Origin of the sequence: Paracoccus caeni, from assembly GCF_016629665.1 — a bacterium.
Classification (GTDB): Bacteria; Pseudomonadota; Alphaproteobacteria; order Rhodobacterales; family Rhodobacteraceae; genus Paracoccus; species Paracoccus caeni.
In genome coordinates this window covers 21812-38498 of record NZ_JAEPRQ010000011.1, presented here as the reverse complement: position 1 = coordinate 38498, position 16687 = coordinate 21812, and the positions used below count along the sequence as shown (strand labels likewise).

Sequence of the window (16687 nt, the reverse complement as noted above, 5' to 3'; positions counted from 1 at the left end):
GGTTCAGCGCCCATCTGGGGCATGCGGGCGGTGCGGTGAATGCGGCATCTTGCTGCACCTAGCCTGCCCGCTTGCGGATATTGCCCGGCGAAACGCCGATTACCCGTTTGAATGCGCGGGTAAAGGCCGCCTGCGAGCCATAGCCAAGCCGATGCGCCACCGTCGCGACGGCCAGCCCCTCTCGTGTCAGCCATTCCGCCGCGATCCGCATGCGCAGATCGGTCACATAACGCAGCGGGCTGACCCCAACGACCGCAGCAAAGCGGTCCGCGAAGGCCGAACGTGACACCCCCATCAGCGATGCCATGGCGGGAATATCCCAATCTCGGCCCGGCTCTTTGTGCAGTTCCACCAGCACGCGGGCAAGGCGCGGGTCGCGCAAAGCGGTGATCACGCCAGAGGCGCTGTCGCAGCCGCATTCGATCCAGCCGCGCACGATCAGCGCCGCCACCACATCGGCAAGCCGCGCCAGAATCCCGGCGGAACCGGGCCGGTCCTCGGCCATCTCGACCTCCATCGCGGCAAGGATCGCGTGCATCTCCGGCTGACGCTCTAGCAGGGCGCTGACGGCCATCGCTTCGGGCATCAGGGCGACCAGCGGATGCATGGTGACCAGATCAAGCTCCATCACCCCGGTCAGGATCGTGGTGTCCCGCGTCCGGCAGGCCGAGGCATCGCAATCCTTGATCTCGGCGAAAGAGGGGCAGCGGGTTTCAGGCGTGTAGCTGTCGAAATGACGGGCGGCGACGCGGGGGGCGGACAGGATCTGATGCGGCTCGCCGCGTGGGATCAGCACCGCGTCCCCGGCTTTCATTGGGCGCGGGGGCAGGCCCGGCAGGATCAAAAGCGCCTCTCCCTGACCAACGAAGTGAAAGCGCGCACCGTCGCCACGGGGGAAATCCACGCCAAAAGGCGGCGACAGCCGCAGCCGCCAATAGCGCGCGCCACGCAGGCGCATGCCCAGCAGCACCTCGGTCACGGCATCATGGCTTTCTGCAGATTCGGTGTTTCGATCAAACATGGCGGATAAACTGGCATGGTTTGACCGAGATTTCCAGCCAGATAAGCAGGACGGCCTTCCTCCACCCGTAAGGATTTCATCATGACAGACATCTCGACGCCGCCTGATATGGCGCTTTCCGCCCCGATCGCCACGCCTGACCAACCTGCTTGGGGGGCGGTTCTGTCGATGTCGCTGGGCGTATTCGCCCTTGTCACCGCCGAGTTCCTGCCCGCCAGCCTGCTGACCCCGCTGGCCGAGGGGCTGCAGATCAGCAAGGGCGCGGCGGGGCAGGCGGTCACCGCGACGGCCTTCGTGGCGCTGTTCACCAGCCTGTTCATCTCGACCCTTGCGCGGGGCATCGACCGGCGCATCGTGTTGATGGGGCTGTCGCTGTTGCTGATCGTCTCGAACCTGATCGTCGCGGCGGCGCCGGGGCTGACCATGCTTTTGCTGGGCCGCATCCTGATGGGCATCGCACTTGGCGGGTTCTGGAGCCTGTCCGTCGCCACCGTCATGCGGCTGGTGCCCGAGGCGTCGATCCCGCGCGCATTGGCGATCATGTTCATGGGGGTGTCGGCGGCGACGGTCTTTGCCGTGCCGGTCGGCAGCTATCTGGGCGCGATGATCGGCTGGCGCGGGGTGTTTCTGGCGGCGACCGGGCTGGGCGTTGCGGCGTTGCTGGTGCAGCTTCTGACGCTACCGTCACTGCCTGCGCAGGGCAGCGGTCGTCCCGGCGTGCTGGTCGAGGTGCTGCGCCGCCCCGGCATGGGCATCGGCATGATCGCGGTGCTGCTGGTCTTTGCAGGGCATTTCACCTTCTTCACCTATATCCGGCCCTTCCTTGAGAATGTGACTGGCCTGGGCGTCGATGGTGTGACGGCGATCCTGTTCGCCTTCGGTTTCGCCAATTTCGTCGGCACCTATCTGATCGCCTATCTGATCGAGCGGTCGCTGTGGTTCGCGATGCTGCTGATGCCGCTGGTCATGGCGGTGCTGGCGCTGCTGCTTTCCGCGTTCGGCGGGGTGACGGCGATGGATGCGGTGATGATCGCGCTATGGGGGCTGGTCTTTGCGGGGGTGCCGGTATCGTGGTCCACATGGATCACCCGCACCATCCCGGACGAGGCCGAGGCGGGCGGCAGTCTGATCGTCGCCGCCATCAACTTTGCCATTGCCATGGGCGCCGGTCTTGGCGGTGTCGCCTTGGAGCTCAGCGGTCCGCGCGGTGTCTTTCTGATCAGCGGCATCATTCTGGCAATCGCCGCGCTGACGATCATCTCTCGCGTCAGGCGGGTAGATGCGCCCGGATCAGCGATTTGATCTCGGGCCGGCACGAGCCGCAATTCGTGCCGGCCCTTAATGCCTCGCCGATCGCCTCGACCGAGATCAGCCCCTGTGTCGTCACCGCCTTCAGGATCGTATTGATACCGACGCCGAAGCAGGCACAGACCAGCGCGCCTTCGTCGGGCTGGTCCTGACCGGGTCGGCCCGCCAGCACGCCGGACAGACAATCCCCGCCAAGCGCCGAGGCCAGATGGCTGCGCGACAAAGCCACCGGATCGGGTGATATGAACAGCGCGGCCCGCAACTGGCCTTCCTCGACAAAGGCCAGCCGGGTCAGTCCGCGTTGGCGATCCTGAACCAGAAGCGGGTCGGAGCAGAGTCCGAACAGGCGTTTTGCCTCGCCGATCCAGTCCTGCGGCGTCTGGCATCCGGCAAGTTCGGCCTGATAGCCCGTCGGCAAGGCGGCCCGTGCCCAGTAGTCGCAGTCGGGCGCGATATCGCGCGTTGAGACGGCAAATCCATACCACGCCGCCGCAAAGGGCCGGATCACCACAGCGGTCGATTTCGAGGCGGGCTGACCCGAAACCGGGTCGATGGTCGGATCGATCAAGGCGCCCACGCGACCGGAAGGGGCGGTCTGCCCGGTCCAGTGGATCGGCGCGAAAGGATGCCCCCTCGCGACCCGGTCGGTCACCAATACGCGCAGAATCGCGCGACCATACGGGCTGTCCACCTGTGCCAGCGAGGCGGGGGCAAGTGACAGGGCGGCTGCGTCCTCGGGGTGAAGCTCCAGATAGGGCTCGGCCAGATGCCGGGACAGGCGCGGCGACAGGCCGGTGCGGGTCATCGTATGCCAATGGTCGCGGACGCGGCCGGTATTCAGGCGAAACGGATATTCCCGGCTCAGCGGCTGCGGCGGCATTGGTGCCACCGCGATCATGCGGCCCTTGCCGTTCGGATGGTGGAAGCGGCCATCGGCGAAGAAGCGACCACCTTTGCGCGTGGCCGATTGCGGCCACAGAAAGGGTTGCAGCCGGTCATAATCCTGCGCCGTGATACCCGCGTAATCCGAGATGTCGAAATCGCTGCCAAGCGCCCCGGCCACGCCCGACAATGCCGCATGTTCCGCGAAGATTTCAGCGGCAGAACTCCATGCGAAGGCGTCAGACCAGCCCATACGGCTGCCGACTTCTGCCAGAATGCGCCAGTCGTCGCGGGCCTGTCCGGGGGCGGCAAGCGTCCGGCGCTGGCGGCTGATGCGGCGTTCGGAATTGGTGACGGTGCCATCCTTTTCCGCCCAGCCGGTCGCGGGCAGCACGACATGGGCCAGCCGCGCCGTGTCGGTATCGCCGAACATATCCGAGACGGCGACGAAATCGCAGCCAGCGATGGCGCGGGCGACCCGGTCGGCCTCGGGCATCGATACGGCGGGGTTGGTGCAGATGATCCACAGCGCCTTGATGCGGCCATCCTCGACCGCGCGGAACATATCGACCGCCTTCAGGCCGGGTTTCGAGGCCATGCGCGGCGCGGCCCAAAAGCCTTGCACGGCGTCGCGATGGGCGGGGTTTTCGATCTCCAGATGACAGGCCAGCATGTTCGCCAGCCCGCCGACCTCGCGCCCGCCCATGGCGTTCGGCTGGCCGGTGACGCTGAACGGACCCATGCCGGGGCGACCGATCCGGCCCGTGGCAAGGTGGCAGTTGAGGATCGCGTTCACCTTGTCGGTGCCGCTGTCGGATTGGTTGATGCCCTGCGAATAGACCGTCACCACCTTCTCGCTGCTGGTCCAAAGCTGCAGGAATCGCTGCAATTCGCTGTGCATCAGCCCGGTCGAGGACGGCAGGGTGGCGCGCGCCGCCGTCAGAGCTTCGGACAGGCCGTCAAGGTTCGCGGCAAAAGCGGGATCGATCAGGCCCCGGCGGTCGATCTCGGCCAGCAGCAGGTTGAACAGCGCCGCGTCAGACCCCGGCGCAAGCGCCAGATGTAGATCGGCGATGTCGCAGGTCGCGGTGCGGCGCGGGTCGATGACGATGACCTTGGTGCCGCGCGTCTCTCGGGCAGCGGCAAGGCGCTGATAAAGAACCGGGTGGCACCATGCGAGGTTGGAGCCGACAAGGACCACGCAATCGGCCTGCTCCAGATCTTCATACAGTCCCGGCACGGTGTCAGAGCCGAAAGCGCGGCGGTGACCAGCCACCGACGAGGCCATGCAAAGCCGCGAATTGGTGTCGATATTGGCGCTGCCGATAAAGCCCTTCATCAGTTTGTTGGCGACATAGTAATCTTCGGTCAGCAGTTGTCCCGAGACATAGAAAGCCACCGAATCCGGGCCGTGCCGGGCGATGGTTTCGCTGAAGCGGCGGGCGATCAGGTCCAGTGCCTCATCCCATCCGGCCTCGCGACCGTCGATCCGGGGGGTCAGCAGGCGCCCCTTCAGCCCGACGGTTTCGCCCAGGGCCGAGCCCTTGACGCAGAGCCTGCCGAAATTGGCGGGGTGGTCGGGGTCACCCTCGATCACCAGTCCGCCCCCGGCCAAGGGGGTTGCAAGCACCCCGCAACCAACGCCGCAATAGGGGCAGGTGGTGCGGATCGGGCGGGTGGGGGCTTGCATGTTCATGGCAGGTTACTCGGCCGGGACGGCTGCGGGTTGCGCGGGTTCGGCGTCACGCGGCAGTTCGGGCGAGGTCTTGTGATGGGTGGCGTAGATCATCGCGCCAACAAAGGTCAGCCCGCCGACCAGATTGCCAACGACCGTGGGAATCTCGTTCCAGATCATGTAGTCCATGATGGTGAAATTGCCGCCCAACAGCAGGCCTGCCGGGAACAGGAACATGTTCACGATGGAATGTTCGAACCCCATATAGAAGAAGATCAGGATCGGCATCCACATCGCCATGATCTTGCCCGAGACGCTGGTGGACATCATCGCCGCCACCACCCCGGTCGAGACCATCCAGTTGCACATGACCGCGCGGATGAACAACGTCAGCATCCCCGCCGCGCCGTGGGCGGCATAGCCAAGCGTCCGCCCCTCGCCGATATGGCCGATCTGCTGGCCCACCGCGTTCGGGTCCTCGGACCAGCCGAAGGTCACGATGATCGCCATGAACAGCGCCACGGTAAACGCTCCGGCGAAATTGCCGCAGAAGACAAGGCCCCAATTGCGCAGCATGCCCTTCAGGGTGACGCCCCGCCGCTTGTCCAGCAGCGCCAGCGGGACCAGCGTGAACACACCCGTCAGCAGGTCGAAGCCCAGAAGGTAAAGCAGGCAGAAGCCCACCGGGAACAGCAGCGCCCCGATCAGCGGGTTGCCGGTATTGACGGTGACGGTGACGGCAAAGGCCGCCGCCAGCGCAAGGATCGCGCCCGCCATATAGGCGCGGATCAGCGTATCCTTGGTGGACATGAAGACCTTGGCCTCACCGGCGTCGATCATCTTCTTCGCAAAGTCCTGTGGAGGGACATATGACATCGGATTGCCTTCCTGTTGCGGATCGCCCCTGTGGCCGGGGCCTTTGGGGGGGTGGGGGATTACCAGTTCGAATAGGCCAGATATTTGCCCGAGATGGTCAGCCGCACGCGGTCGCCTTTCGGGTTCGGCTCTCGGTCAAGGTCCATCGAGAAGTCGATGGCCGACATGATGCCATTGCCGAATTTCTCGTTGATCAGGGCCTTGATGGTCGGGCCATAGACGCCGATCATCTCGTAAAGGCGGTAGAGGCAGGGATCGGTCGGCACCGTCTGATCCCAAACCTTCAGCGGGCTTTCGGTCAGAAGATCGACGGCACTGTCGGGCAGGCCCAGAAGATCGGCGAAGGCGCGGGCCTTGTCCTCGGGGAAGGCGTTCATGCCGGTTGCCGCGGAATGCAGCCAGACCGGCGACATGCCGATATCGTCCGCGATCTGTTGCCAGCCAAGTCCCGCCCGCTTTTTGGCGCGCAGGATCATCGCGGTCAGGTCGTCGCGGGTCAGTTCATCGATGGTCATCTTGTTCATCTGCTTCTCCTGTCAGGCGGCGTTGCTGCGGCGGATCAGGGTGGCGTCGATCAGGACGCGACCCTGCTGAACCTTGGTGGCGAAAGTCCGGACCAGCCCTTCATCGGCGCCTTGCGCCGTGCCGCTGTTCATGTCGAAGACCCAGTTATGCAGCGGGCAGGTGACCGAGGTGCCGTGGACGATGCCCTCGGACAGCGGGCCGCCCTTGTGCGGGCAGCGATCCTCAAGCGCGAAGACGCGGTCATCGGCGGTGCGGAAGACGGCGACGCAGCCTTGGGCGGTCTTGACCACCCGCGCACCCTGTTGCGGGATTGCGTCAAGCGGTCCGATATCGACGAAAACGGTCATTCCGCAGCCTCCAGCGTAAGATCGGCAAGGGGGCCCCATTTGGGCGTTTCGGTCGGGGTGGAAAGATCGGCCCAGGGATCGCGGCGATAGACCGACTGGCTAAGATCGAACCGCGCCACCAGCGCGCGGCGGTTGTCGATATCCTCGACCACCTGCGCTTTGACCCAGTCCAGCCCGACCTTGGCGACCCATTTATAGGGGCGGTCCAGATATTTCGCCTGTTCGCGGTAAAGCTGGACGAAGGCGGTGATGATCTCGACCGCCTCATCCTCGTCCGGGGTCGAGGCGAGGTGTTCGGTTTCCTTCAACTCCATCCCCGCCGCGCCTGCGACGCTGATATTGTAGCCAGAATCCACGCAGACGACGCCGACATCCTTGCAGGTCGCCTCGGCGCAGTTCCTTGGGCAACCCGAGACGCCCAGCTTGACCTTGTGCGGTGTCCATGACCCCCACAGCAGTTTCTCCAGCCGGATGCCCAGACCCGTCGAATCCTGCGTGCCGAAGCGGCAGAATTCGCTGCCGACGCAGGTTTTCACGGTGCGCAACCCCTTGGAATAGGCGTGACCAGAGACCAGCCCGGCGGCGTTCAGATCGGCCCACATATGCGGCAGGTCTTCCTTGCGGACGCCCAGCAGGTCGATGCGCTGGCCGCCCGTCACCTTCACCATCGGCACGTTGTATTTGTCGGCGGCATCGGCGATGGCGCGCAGCTCTGCCGGGGTGGTGACGCCGCCCCACATGCGCGGCACCACCGAATAGGTGCCGTCCTTCTGGATATTGGCGTGGTTGCGTTCATTGACGAAGCGCGACTGGCGGTCGTCGCGATAGTCCAGCGGCCATTCGGCCAGCAGGTAGAAGTTCAGCGCCGGGCGGCAGGAATGGCAGCCGCCGACGGTTTTCCAGCCAAGCTCCTGCATCACGGCGGGGATCGATTTGAGGCCCATCGACTTGATCAACCGGCGCACGTCCTCGTGGCTGTGATCGGTGCATTTGCACATGCCGGCGGGCGCGGCGGCGGTGAAGCTGTCGCCCAGCGTGAATTTCATCACCTGTTCCACCAACCCGGTGCAGGTGCCGCAGGAACCTGATGCCTTGGTGCAGGCGCGGACCGCGTCCAGAGTGGTCGCACCCCCCTGAACCGCCTTGACGATGGTGCCCTTGCAGACGCCGTTGCAACCACAGATTTCCGCCTCAGGCGGCAAGGCTGCAACGGCCGCCATAGGGTCCAGCTTGGACCCTCCCTGAAAGGCCGGGCCGAAGATCAGCGTCTCGCGCATCTCTTCGATATCGGTGCCGTCCTTCATCAGCCCGTAGAACCAGTTGCCGTCGCCGGTCTCGCCATACATGACGACGCCGATGATGCGGTTGTCCTGAAGGACCAGCCTTTTGTAGATGCCGCGACCGGGATCGCGGAAGACGATGTCTTCGCGGCCCTCGCCCTCGGCGAAGTCGCCCGCGCTGAACAGATCGCAGCCGGTGACCTTCAGCTTGGTGGCGGTCTGGACCGGGCGGAACTCGGCCTCTTCCTCGGCCAGCGTCTTGGCCAGCACCTTCGCCTGATCGTAAAGCGGCGCGACGAGGCCGAACAATTGCTTGCGATGTTCGACGCATTCGCCAAGGGCGAAGATATGCGGATCGCTGGTGCGCATGGCGTCATCGACGACGATGCCGCGTTCGACCTCCAGATGGGTGTCATTGGCAAGGCGGGTTTCCGGGCGGATGCCCACCGCCATGCAGACCAGATCGGCAGGATAGACGGTGCCGTCCTCCAACAGCACCGCCTCTGCCCGGTCGTGACCAAGGATCGCCTTGGTCGCGCCGTTGCAATGGACGCGGATCCCCCTCGCCTCCAGATCCTTCTGCAACAGATACCCGGCAGCGGGGTCAAGCTGACGCTCCATCAGGTGGCCGTTCAGATGGATCACCGTCACGCGCGCACCGCGCGCCGCCATCCCCGCCGCCGCTTCCAGCCCCAGAAGACCGCCGCCGATGACAACGGCATCCTTGCCAGCCACGCCCGCCTCGATCATGGCGTGGGTATCCTCAAGGTCGCGATAAGTGACGACGCCCGGAAGCTCTTTCCCCGGAACCGGGATGATGAAGGGGGCCGAGCCCGTGGCAATGACCAGCGCGTCATAGGGCGCACCGCCGAGATTGGAAGAGACCGTGCGGTTCTTGCGGTCGATCTTCACCACCGGCTCGCCGAAGCGACAGTCGATCCCGCGCGCCCGATACCAGTCGGCATCGTGGGTGACGATCTCCTCATAGGTCTTTTCGCCCGACAGGACCGGCGACAGCATCAGCCGGTTATAGTTCCCGCGCGGCTCGCCGTTGAACAGGGTAACGTCCCAGGCGTCGGGATTGGCGTCCAGCAGATGCTCCAGCATCCGGCCCGAGGCCATGCCTGCCCCGATGACGACAAGTTTGCGTTTCATTGCTGGCTCCTTTCAGACGGCTTGCAGGGTCGAGGGGCGACGGTTGCGGATCGAGACGTGCATCCAGCCAAGGCAGGCGGCAACAAGGACGAACAGCACCATGAAGCAGGTGGACCAGAGGCCGGTCTCGTCCTTCAGCCAGCCGAACAGCAGCGGCAGGACAAAGCCGCCCAGCCCGCCGATCATGCCCACCAGCCCGCCGACCGCGCCGACATTCTGGGGGTAATAGCTGGGGATGTGCTTATAGACGGCGGCTTTGCCGAGGCTCATGAAGAAGCCCAGAACGAAGATCGCCAGCAGGAAGACTGCAACCGGCACGCCCGCCGGGATCGACAGGATCGCGGTCGCGATCAGTGAGATCGCGAAGGTCGCATACATCACCGTCCGCGCGCCGATCCGGTCGGATAGGTGCCCGCCATAGGCGCGAAAGATCGAGGCGGGGATCGAATAGGCTGCGCCGATCATGCCCGCCGTCTTCACGTCGAAGCCGTAAACCCCGATCAGGTAATGCGGCAGCCACAGCGCCAGTGCGACGAACGCCCCGAAGCTGAAGAAATAATAGGCCGAGAAGCGCCAGACCTGCTGGTTCTTCAGCGGCTCGAACTCTGCCTTCAGGCTGCGAAGGGGCGCTTTGGTGCCACGGCGGGCGGCAGTCACCGGATCGTCCTTGCTGAAGAGCCAGAACAGGATCGCCGTCAGCGCCAGCGCGGCCGCCCAGATCTGCGCCGTGGCCTGCCAGCCAAGCGCGATCATCGCGAAGGGGGCCAGAAACTTCGTCACCGCCGCGCCGACATTGCCGACGCCGAAGATGCCAAGCGCGGTGCCCTGCCGGTCGGCCGGGAAGAAGCGCGAGACATAGGCGACGCCAACCGCGAAAGACCCGCCCGCAAGCCCGACGCCAAGTGCGGCCAGCAACATCTGCGGATAGGTCGTAGCCCAGCCCAGCAGGAACGTCGCCAGCGCGGCGGCCAGCATGGTGATTGTATAGACGGTGCGTCCGCCCAGCCGGTCGGTGGCGATGCCAAGGACGATGCGGACCAGCGATCCGGTCAGGATCGGCATGCCGACCAGCAGGCCGAATTGCGTGTCGGTCAGGGAAAGCTGTTCCTTGATCTGAATCCCGATGATCGAGAAAATTGTCCAGACGGCGAAACAGACGGTAAAGGCGAAGGTGGACAGGCTCAGCGCGCGATTGGGCGTTCCTGTTTCGGGAAGTTGCGACGATGCGGGCATGGTGGCTCCGATGGCGTTGGCAAATGCGTTGGCTGTCGGAAAGCGCGGGAATGCGGCCCGTGAAAGGGAAGCGGTCAGGCCGCGGAATGCGCTTTCGGGAAGGATGCCGCATCGTTGCGAGCGGGCCAGTGGCACGCCATTGCGCCGGGCCTTGGGTTCATTTCATCCAAAGCCGCAGAACGCTCAACCGTGCATGCTGCGCCTGCGGCAATCGCAGCGCGATTTATGCTGCGAGCGCAAAAGAGATGGGCGGATTGCCTGAATTCTGATCAGTCTGCGGACGAATCGGGGTTTGGCGGCTCGAAGGTGAAGCCGTCGAAGAAGCTGTCGGCGCGCAGGATCATCTGGCCTTTCTCGGCGGGGACGACCCGATCCTCGGCCAATGCGCCTTCGATCCGCGAGGACGCACCGGGCAGCGGCGCGCCTGCCGGGCGCAGGTGCTTGCGATAAAGATCGGTGCGGAAATGCCCCATTGCCATTTGCATGGCGGCAAGCGGCTCCAGCCCCCGCCGTTCGGCGATCCGACTGGCGATCAGCGCGGCGATGCTTTTCCACGGAAAGCTGGCCGCGCCGTTGTTGAAGGCAATGAAGCCGGGCGCGCGTCGTAACTCGCCACTGGATGAGATCAGCATCCTGCCCGTCAGCCCGCGCTCGGCCAGTTCCGAGGGCAGATCCAGATATTCCCCGCGCGACAGGATCTCGGCGGCGGTGCCGCGATGTTCGGGCTGGTCCAGCCATTGTCCGGCCCGCCACATCGCCCGCATCAGCGCGCCGGTTTCGTCGGGGCGCGCCTCGGTCAGGTCGCGGCGCAGGACCAGCCCCTTTTCGGGCGGGGCGGCCCAGATCGCGCGGCCCGGCAAAAGCAGCGCCGCGATGCCGCGTTCGACCGCGAAGGAACACCACGGCTCGCCGACGCAGAAGGCATCGACCTCGCCCGCCGCCATGGCCCGCGCCATCATCGGCGGCGGCACGGTGATCAGGTCAAGCTGGTCGGGCGTGAAGCCGCAGGCGGTCAGCCAGTGGCTGATCAGCTCATACTGCGTCGAAAAGTGGAAAGGCACACCGACCCGCAACCCGCCGGGAACTGCGCGCCGCAGCGCCAGTCCCGCCGCGCGGGCATCGGCGAAGTCGAAGCCGTGGCCGATCTCACGCAGGTTTTCCTCGATCCGGGTGTTGACCACGACGGCCTGCCCGCCTTGGGACAGGAACATGACCAGATCGAAGGCAGGCAGTCGTGGCCCAAGGCCAAGCGCCTGCCCGATTGGCATCGGCACCAGCATATGCGCCGCGTCGATCATACCCGCGCCCAGCATGTCGCGACTTTGCGCCCAGGCGCTTAGACGGATCAGATCGAGATCCAGCCCTTCCTCGGCCGCAAACCCCATCTCGTGCGCGACGATCAGCGGCGCGGCGTCGATCAGCGGCAGATAGCCAAGGCGCAGGCGGTTTATCGGCATAGCAGCCCCGCCGCCATCACCAGTTGCTGGGCAATATCGGGCAGCCGTTTGCCCTGATCCATCGCGGTCTTGCGCAGCAGCGCATAGGCCGCCTCTTCATCGATGCCGCGCGCCTTCATCAGCACCGCCTTGGCCCGGTCGATGATCTTGCGCTCTTCCAGCGCGGCGCGGGTGGCGGCCAGTTCGGTCCGCATCCGCTGAAACATGTGAAACCGCGCAATCGCCGCGTCGAGGATCGGCTTGATCCGCTCCGGTCGCAGCCCGTCCACCACATAGGCCGAGATCCCCGCCTCGATTGCCGAGCGCGTCAGTTGCTCGTCAGTCCGGTCCACGAACATCGCGACCGGCCGCTCGGACGGTTCCGAGGCAAGTGCTAGTTCCTCAAGAATGTCGCGGGACGGGTTGGCGATGTCGATCAGCACTACATCCGGGCGCAGATCGGCCACCTGCCGGGCAAGGCCCGATTGTTCCGCGATGATGCGGATGTCGTGATCGCCCGCCGCCAGCAGGCCATCGGCGATGGGCTGGGCACGATCCGGGTCCGGTTCGACGACGACGATGAGCAGTTTTTTCGGCATGGCATTGCGGTGATGGCAGCAGGCCGGGGCCGTTTCAACATTTTGGGTGCCCAAGCGCCGCCAAGCGCAGCATTTTAAGTGGTTCTGCACGAAAACCGGGCAGTCGCGATCCTGCCAATATGTGACCGGAAAGCGGTCGGCATCCGCAGTTCGGATTAACGGAAGAATCCTTTTCGAAATAACGTGTTCGTGATAATTTCAGACTGTCTGGTTCAGTCGGAGACTATCATGAAATTGTCGATCTGGTTCGTCGGAGCGCTGCTATTTGGCGCGCCTGCCGCGATGGCCTGCCCTGACTACAGGCTTTACGGCACCGAATACAGCTTTTCAGGGCAACAGGCCTATCAGGCGATTGGCTTTCCGGTCGCGGCGGGCGGAAGCTCGCGCCTGTCATCCTGCGGCATCCGCTTTCTGTCCGATACCGGCGACGGCTATGTCACCCAGGCCCCGGATTTCACCTTCACGATCAACAAGCTGAGCGGCTATCAACTGGAGTTTCGGGTCGAAAGCGAATGCGATGCGGTGCTGGTCATCAATACCGGCGATGCGAACTGGTATTACGACGATGACGACGCCGGCAATATCGACCCCCAGATCCGGCTGACCCGGCCCAGCGAAGGCATCTATGATGTCTGGATCGGCACCTATGACGGCAAGACCTGTTCAGCGCGCCTGATCGTCGAGACGTTCTGACCTCACCCGCCGCCCAGCCGCGTTCAGCCAAGCGCCGCCAGATATTCCGACGACCACCAGTTCACGTCATGCTCGACCACGTCGCGCAGCAGGGCCGAGTGGCGGCGGCGGCGTTCATTCGCGCTCATCTGGATCGCCTGCGCCATCGCTTCGGCCAGTTCCCAAGGGTCATGCGGGTTGATGATCAGAGCCTCTTGCATGGTTTCTGCCGCGCCTGCGAAACGCGACAGGATCAGCACGCCCGGATCTGACACGTCCTGCGCCGCCACATATTCCTTGGCGACAAGGTTCATTCCGTCGGCCAGCGGCGTCACCAGCCCGATCCGCGCCTGCCGATACAGGCCCGCAAGCTCGTGCCGGGGGATCGGGCGGTGGATATAGCGGATCGGGGTCCAGTTTACCGTCGCGAATTCGCCATTGATGCGGCCCGCCAGATGCTCGGTCTCTTCGCGGATGTCGCGATAGGCCGAAACCGCCTTGCGCGTGGGCGGCGCGATTTGCAGGAAGGCGACCTTTTCCAGCAGATCGGGGTTGTTCTCTAGCAAAAGCTGAAACGCACGAAATCGCTGCGGGATGCCTTTGGAATAATCAAGCCGGTCAACGCCGATCATCATCTGCGCGCCGGTCAGGCTGCGCATACGGTCTTCCTCGCGGGCATTGCGCGCCTCGGTCATGAAAGAGGCGGTATCGATGCCGATTGGAAAGACCCGTGCCTGCAATGTCCGGCCCGATAGGCGGATCACATCCCCCTCGACCTGCTCGATATCGCCAAGCTGACGGGCGCTTTCCATGAAGTTCAGCCGGTCGCGTTCTGCCTGAAACCCGACCAGATCGTATTCGGACACCCAGTCCAGCAGTTCGGTCGGATTGGGCAGCGCCGCACATTCGGCGGGGCCGGGGAAGGGGATATGCAGGAAGAACCCGATCCGGCAAGTGACGCTGCGCTTGCGCAGTTCGGATGCCAGCGGGAAGAGTTGATAATCCTGCACCCAGATCCGGTCATCCTCGCGCAGATGCGGGATCATCAGATCGGCAATATGGGCATTCACCCGGCGATAGCCTTCCAGATATTCCGGCACGATCCGCATCAGATCGGTCCGGCCATGCAGCGCCGGCCACAGCACCGAATTGGAGAAACCCAGATAATAGCTGTCGTAATCCTCGGGGCTGAGGTCAAAGGCCGCGCGCTGGAAGGCAGCGCCCTCGTGAAAGACAAGCTGGGTCGAGGTCATACCCTCATGCTCGCCCGAAAAGCCGATCCACAGCCCGCCCGACTGTCGCAGCGCGTCTTGCAGCGCCACGACAAGCCCGCCAGAGGGGTTGTCGCCCAGTGGCAGACGGTTCGAGACGACGACGAGCCTGGACATGGTTGCGATCCCCTCAGCCCGCGACCGAGGCGGCCAGCCACGCATCCAGCCACGCCGCCAGCGCAACCGGATCATCCATCCGATAGCGCGCGATACTGTCGCCCGGCCCGATCTTGATGCCGAAACCGCCGCGTTTCTGCACCTCGGCCATGGCGGGTTCATCCATCAGATCGTCGCCCGCATAGACCGGCACCCGTCCGGCAAAGGCGGGCAGAGACATCACCCGCGCGACGGCACCATCCTTGCCGAAACCCGCCGGATGCAGTTCCAGCGCCATCTTGGCGGGCTGCAACGCCATACCGGGATGACGGGCCAGCATCGTCTGCATCGCCTCTTCGACAAAAGATTGCAGCGAAGGATCGGCGCGGTAATGCATCGCCACGCCCAACGGCTTGTCCTCGATCAGGATCGACGGATGTGGGGCGGCAAGCTCTTTCGCTTCCTGCGACAGGGCGGCGGGGTCGATGTCGAGACCGTGGAACGTTTCAAGCGTCTGGGCATCCAGCGACAGTTCGGCCCCGTGGCTACCCGCGATCACGCCCGGGAAATCCGGCAGGAAATGCCGCAGGCTGGACACATGGCGGCCCGAAATCAGCGCCAGCGCGCCATCGGTCCGCTGATAGAGGCGGTGCAGACGCTCTGTCAAAGCGGGGGCGACGACGGCCAGATCGGGGCGCGCGGCGATATCGACAAGCGTGCCGTCGAAATCCAGAAGCAGGGCGACATTGGCGGGAAGCTGGGCAGGGATCACGGAGGTCTCTTTCTTCTAACGTCTTTGGCGGACAATACCCATCCAACCCCCGGAACTACGAGAGGTTCAATGCCTGTAGCCGCAATTGCATTCCGAAACGTCACCCGGAACGGCATTGGAAGGCAAGCAGAGGGTTTTTTTGGCAGGGCTTCTGTGCTTGAAGACGTGGCTGACAGCGGCAATCAAACGGACTGGATTCGCGGGAATGATGGATGTCTGAAACCGGAGACCTCACCATCCGTCTGGACGACCTTGGTTATGAGGCTGGCGGACGCGCGGTCCTGTCCGGTCTGACGCTGCAATCCTCGGCTCGTCGGATCGGCGTCGTCGGACGGAACGGGTCGGGCAAAAGCACGCTGGCGCGGCTTCTGGCGGGGCTGATTGCGCCAAGTTCGGGGCATATCAGCGTGGCGGGGCACGATCCCTATCGCGACCGCCGTGCCGCGTTGAAGACCATCGGCATCCTGTTCCAGAACCCCGATCATCAGATCATCTTTCCCCGCGTGGCAGAGGAAATCTCGTTCGGTCTGCGTCAGCAGGGGTTGGACAAGGCGCAGGCGTCACAGCGGACCGAGGCGATCCTGACCTCTTTCGACAAGCTTCACTGGAAGGACGCGCCGGTCACCGCGCTGTCGCAGGGGCAGAAACATCTGGTCTGCATGATGTCGGTGCTGGCCATGGGGCCGCGCCTTCTGATCCTTGATGAACCCTATGCCGGGCTGGACATCCCGACGCGCCGCCAGCTGTCCCGGCATCTGCACCGCGCCGATACACGCTTGCTGCATATCTCGCATGATCCGGCTGATCTTGCGGATTATGACCAGCTTTTCTGGCTGGATCGTGGCACGATAGTCCAGCAGGGCACAGCGGCTGAGGTTCTGCGCGATTTTACCGCCGAGATGGACCGGCTGGGAGAGCTTGATGATATCGCTGACCTCGCCCGTTAGGACACGCGCTCATGACTGGTCGGCGGGGCTGAAGCTGGGCGGGCTTTGCCTTGCCTCGACTGGGCTGTTTCTGACCGCAAACCCGGCGGTGCATCTGGCGGCATTGGCGCTGACACTGGTGCTTTATGCGATGCCGGGTCCGGTCTTTCTGCGCGCCGGGCTGCGCAGTCTCAGGGCGGTGCTGCCCATCGTGGTGATTTTGCTGCTCTGGCACGCGATTATCGGCGATCTGATGGCCGGTCTGGTCATCACCTTGCGGATGGTCACGCTGGTCGCGCTTGCCAATCTGGTGACCATGACCACGCCGCTGGAGGATCTGATCGACCTGATCCACTGGCTGACGACGCCGTTGCGCAGACTTGGCCTGCCGACCCATCTGCTGGAGACCGCGATTCCGCTGGTCATCCGCTTTACCCCGGTTCTGGTCGCCCGCGCGGCCACGCTGGCCGAGGCATGGCGTGCCCGTGCCCGGCAGCGACCGGGCTGGCGATTGATCCTGCCGCTGATGCTGCAGGCACTGGACGACGCCGATCATGTAGGCGAGGCGTTGCGCGCGCGCGGCGGCCCGCTTGGACCGAACTGACAGGAGTAT

15 protein-coding genes are annotated in these 16687 nt (G+C 64.4%); 4 read left to right on the top strand and 11 right to left on the bottom strand.

The annotated features are described in order from the left end of the window. Window positions 1–58: 58 nt before the first annotated feature. Complete coding sequence (locus JJJ17_RS18930) at window positions 59–1021, bottom strand: AraC family transcriptional regulator (RefSeq protein WP_200689277.1); 963 nt, start codon at window positions 1019–1021, stop codon at window positions 59–61. A gap of 81 nt (window positions 1022–1102) precedes the next feature. Here JJJ17_RS18930 and JJJ17_RS18925 point away from each other — a divergent pair, with 81 nt between their 5' ends. Continuing rightward, window positions 1103–2323 (top strand): MFS transporter, encoded by a 1221-nt coding sequence (locus JJJ17_RS18925; protein ID WP_200689276.1) that lies wholly within the window; start codon window positions 1103–1105, stop codon window positions 2321–2323. On the opposite strand, the gene JJJ17_RS18920 is transcribed toward JJJ17_RS18925, so the two are convergent. The 8 genes from JJJ17_RS18920 to JJJ17_RS18885 form a co-directional block, all read right to left on the bottom strand. Next, the gene (locus JJJ17_RS18920; RefSeq protein ID WP_200689274.1) at window positions 2289–4907 is read right to left on the bottom strand and encodes a nitrate reductase; all 2619 of its coding nucleotides are present in this window, start codon (window positions 4905–4907) and stop codon (window positions 2289–2291) included. The two genes, JJJ17_RS18925 and JJJ17_RS18920, sit on opposite strands and share 35 nt — an antisense overlap. Window positions 4908–4913: 6 nt before the next feature. After that, entirely contained in the window at window positions 4914–5762 is an 849-nt protein-coding gene (locus JJJ17_RS18915) for a formate/nitrite transporter family protein (RefSeq protein WP_200689272.1), read from the bottom strand. 59 nt (window positions 5763–5821) lie between these two features. Next, window positions 5822–6286, bottom strand: a complete 465-nt coding sequence (cynS, locus tag JJJ17_RS18910) for a cyanase (RefSeq protein ID WP_200689271.1) — start codon at window positions 6284–6286, stop codon at window positions 5822–5824. Between the two features lie 12 nt (window positions 6287–6298). Then, a complete protein-coding gene (gene nirD, locus JJJ17_RS18905; RefSeq protein WP_200689269.1) occupies window positions 6299–6634 on the bottom strand; it encodes a nitrite reductase small subunit NirD in 336 nt (111 codons plus the stop codon). Continuing rightward, the gene (gene nirB, locus JJJ17_RS18900; RefSeq protein WP_200689267.1) at window positions 6631–9069 is read right to left on the bottom strand and encodes a nitrite reductase large subunit NirB; all 2439 of its coding nucleotides are present in this window, start codon (window positions 9067–9069) and stop codon (window positions 6631–6633) included. Before nirB ends, nirD begins: the two co-directional genes overlap by 4 nt. Window positions 9070–9081: 12 nt before the next feature. After that, window positions 9082–10302: an MFS transporter gene (locus tag JJJ17_RS18895; protein ID WP_200689266.1), complete on the bottom strand. Its 1221-nt coding sequence runs from the start codon at window positions 10300–10302 to the stop codon at window positions 9082–9084. Between the two features lie 269 nt (window positions 10303–10571). After that, the gene (locus JJJ17_RS18890; RefSeq protein WP_200689264.1) at window positions 10572–11759 is read right to left on the bottom strand and encodes an ABC transporter substrate-binding protein; all 1188 of its coding nucleotides are present in this window, start codon (window positions 11757–11759) and stop codon (window positions 10572–10574) included. Beyond that, window positions 11750–12337 (bottom strand): ANTAR domain-containing response regulator, encoded by a 588-nt coding sequence (locus JJJ17_RS18885; RefSeq protein ID WP_200689263.1) that lies wholly within the window; start codon window positions 12335–12337, stop codon window positions 11750–11752. The genes JJJ17_RS18890 and JJJ17_RS18885 overlap by 10 nt, the downstream gene beginning before the upstream one ends. A gap of 228 nt (window positions 12338–12565) precedes the next feature. On the opposite strand from JJJ17_RS18885, the gene JJJ17_RS18880 reads away from it, so the two are divergent. After that, window positions 12566–13030, top strand: a complete 465-nt coding sequence (locus tag JJJ17_RS18880; protein WP_234464205.1) for a hypothetical protein — start codon at window positions 12566–12568, stop codon at window positions 13028–13030. A 23-nt stretch (window positions 13031–13053) separates the two neighbouring features. Here JJJ17_RS18880 and JJJ17_RS18875 read toward each other — a convergent pair whose 3' ends face one another. After that, on the bottom strand, window positions 13054–14397 hold the full coding sequence (locus JJJ17_RS18875) for an alpha,alpha-trehalose-phosphate synthase (UDP-forming) (protein ID WP_200689261.1): 1344 nt from the start codon (window positions 14395–14397) through the stop codon (window positions 13054–13056). A gap of 13 nt (window positions 14398–14410) precedes the next feature. Then, the gene (gene otsB, locus JJJ17_RS18870; RefSeq protein ID WP_200689260.1) at window positions 14411–15148 is read right to left on the bottom strand and encodes a trehalose-phosphatase; all 738 of its coding nucleotides are present in this window, start codon (window positions 15146–15148) and stop codon (window positions 14411–14413) included. A gap of 212 nt (window positions 15149–15360) precedes the next feature. Here otsB and JJJ17_RS18865 point away from each other — a divergent pair, with 212 nt between their 5' ends. Together JJJ17_RS18865 and JJJ17_RS18860 are read left to right on the top strand one after the other, a co-directional pair. Beyond that, a complete protein-coding gene (locus JJJ17_RS18865; RefSeq protein WP_200689258.1) occupies window positions 15361–16095 on the top strand; it encodes an energy-coupling factor ABC transporter ATP-binding protein in 735 nt (244 codons plus the stop codon). Continuing rightward, complete coding sequence (locus tag JJJ17_RS18860; RefSeq protein ID WP_200689256.1) at window positions 16070–16678, top strand: energy-coupling factor transporter transmembrane component T family protein; 609 nt, start codon at window positions 16070–16072, stop codon at window positions 16676–16678. The genes JJJ17_RS18865 and JJJ17_RS18860 overlap by 26 nt, the downstream gene beginning before the upstream one ends. Window positions 16679–16687: the final 9 nt, after the last annotated feature.

Excerpts from the sequence above, each read along its gene's own strand:
- JJJ17_RS18930 (WP_200689277.1), bottom strand. The coding sequence starts at position 1,021 with ATGTTTGATCGAAACACCGAATCTGCAGAAAGCCATGATGCCGTGACC.
- JJJ17_RS18925 (WP_200689276.1), top strand. The coding sequence starts at position 1,103 with ATGACAGACATCTCGACGCCGCCTGATATGGCGCTTTCCGCCCCGATC.
- JJJ17_RS18920 (WP_200689274.1), bottom strand. The coding sequence starts at position 4,907 with ATGAACATGCAAGCCCCCACCCGCCCGATCCGCACCACCTGCCCCTAT.
- JJJ17_RS18915 (WP_200689272.1), bottom strand. The coding sequence starts at position 5,762 with ATGTCATATGTCCCTCCACAGGACTTTGCGAAGAAGATGATCGACGCC.
- cynS (WP_200689271.1), bottom strand. The coding sequence starts at position 6,286 with ATGAACAAGATGACCATCGATGAACTGACCCGCGACGACCTGACCGCG.
- nirD (WP_200689269.1), bottom strand. The coding sequence starts at position 6,634 with ATGACCGTTTTCGTCGATATCGGACCGCTTGACGCAATCCCGCAACAG.
- nirB (WP_200689267.1), bottom strand. The coding sequence starts at position 9,069 with ATGAAACGCAAACTTGTCGTCATCGGGGCAGGCATGGCCTCGGGCCGG.
- JJJ17_RS18895 (WP_200689266.1), bottom strand. The coding sequence starts at position 10,302 with ATGCCCGCATCGTCGCAACTTCCCGAAACAGGAACGCCCAATCGCGCG.
- JJJ17_RS18890 (WP_200689264.1), bottom strand. The coding sequence starts at position 11,759 with ATGCCGATAAACCGCCTGCGCCTTGGCTATCTGCCGCTGATCGACGCC.
- JJJ17_RS18885 (WP_200689263.1), bottom strand. The coding sequence starts at position 12,337 with ATGCCGAAAAAACTGCTCATCGTCGTCGTCGAACCGGACCCGGATCGT.
- JJJ17_RS18880 (WP_234464205.1), top strand. The coding sequence starts at position 12,566 with ATGAAATTGTCGATCTGGTTCGTCGGAGCGCTGCTATTTGGCGCGCCT.
- JJJ17_RS18875 (WP_200689261.1), bottom strand. The coding sequence starts at position 14,397 with ATGTCCAGGCTCGTCGTCGTCTCGAACCGTCTGCCACTGGGCGACAAC.
- JJJ17_RS18865 (WP_200689258.1), top strand. The coding sequence starts at position 15,361 with ATGTCTGAAACCGGAGACCTCACCATCCGTCTGGACGACCTTGGTTAT.
- JJJ17_RS18860 (WP_200689256.1), top strand. The coding sequence starts at position 16,070 with ATGATATCGCTGACCTCGCCCGTTAGGACACGCGCTCATGACTGGTCG.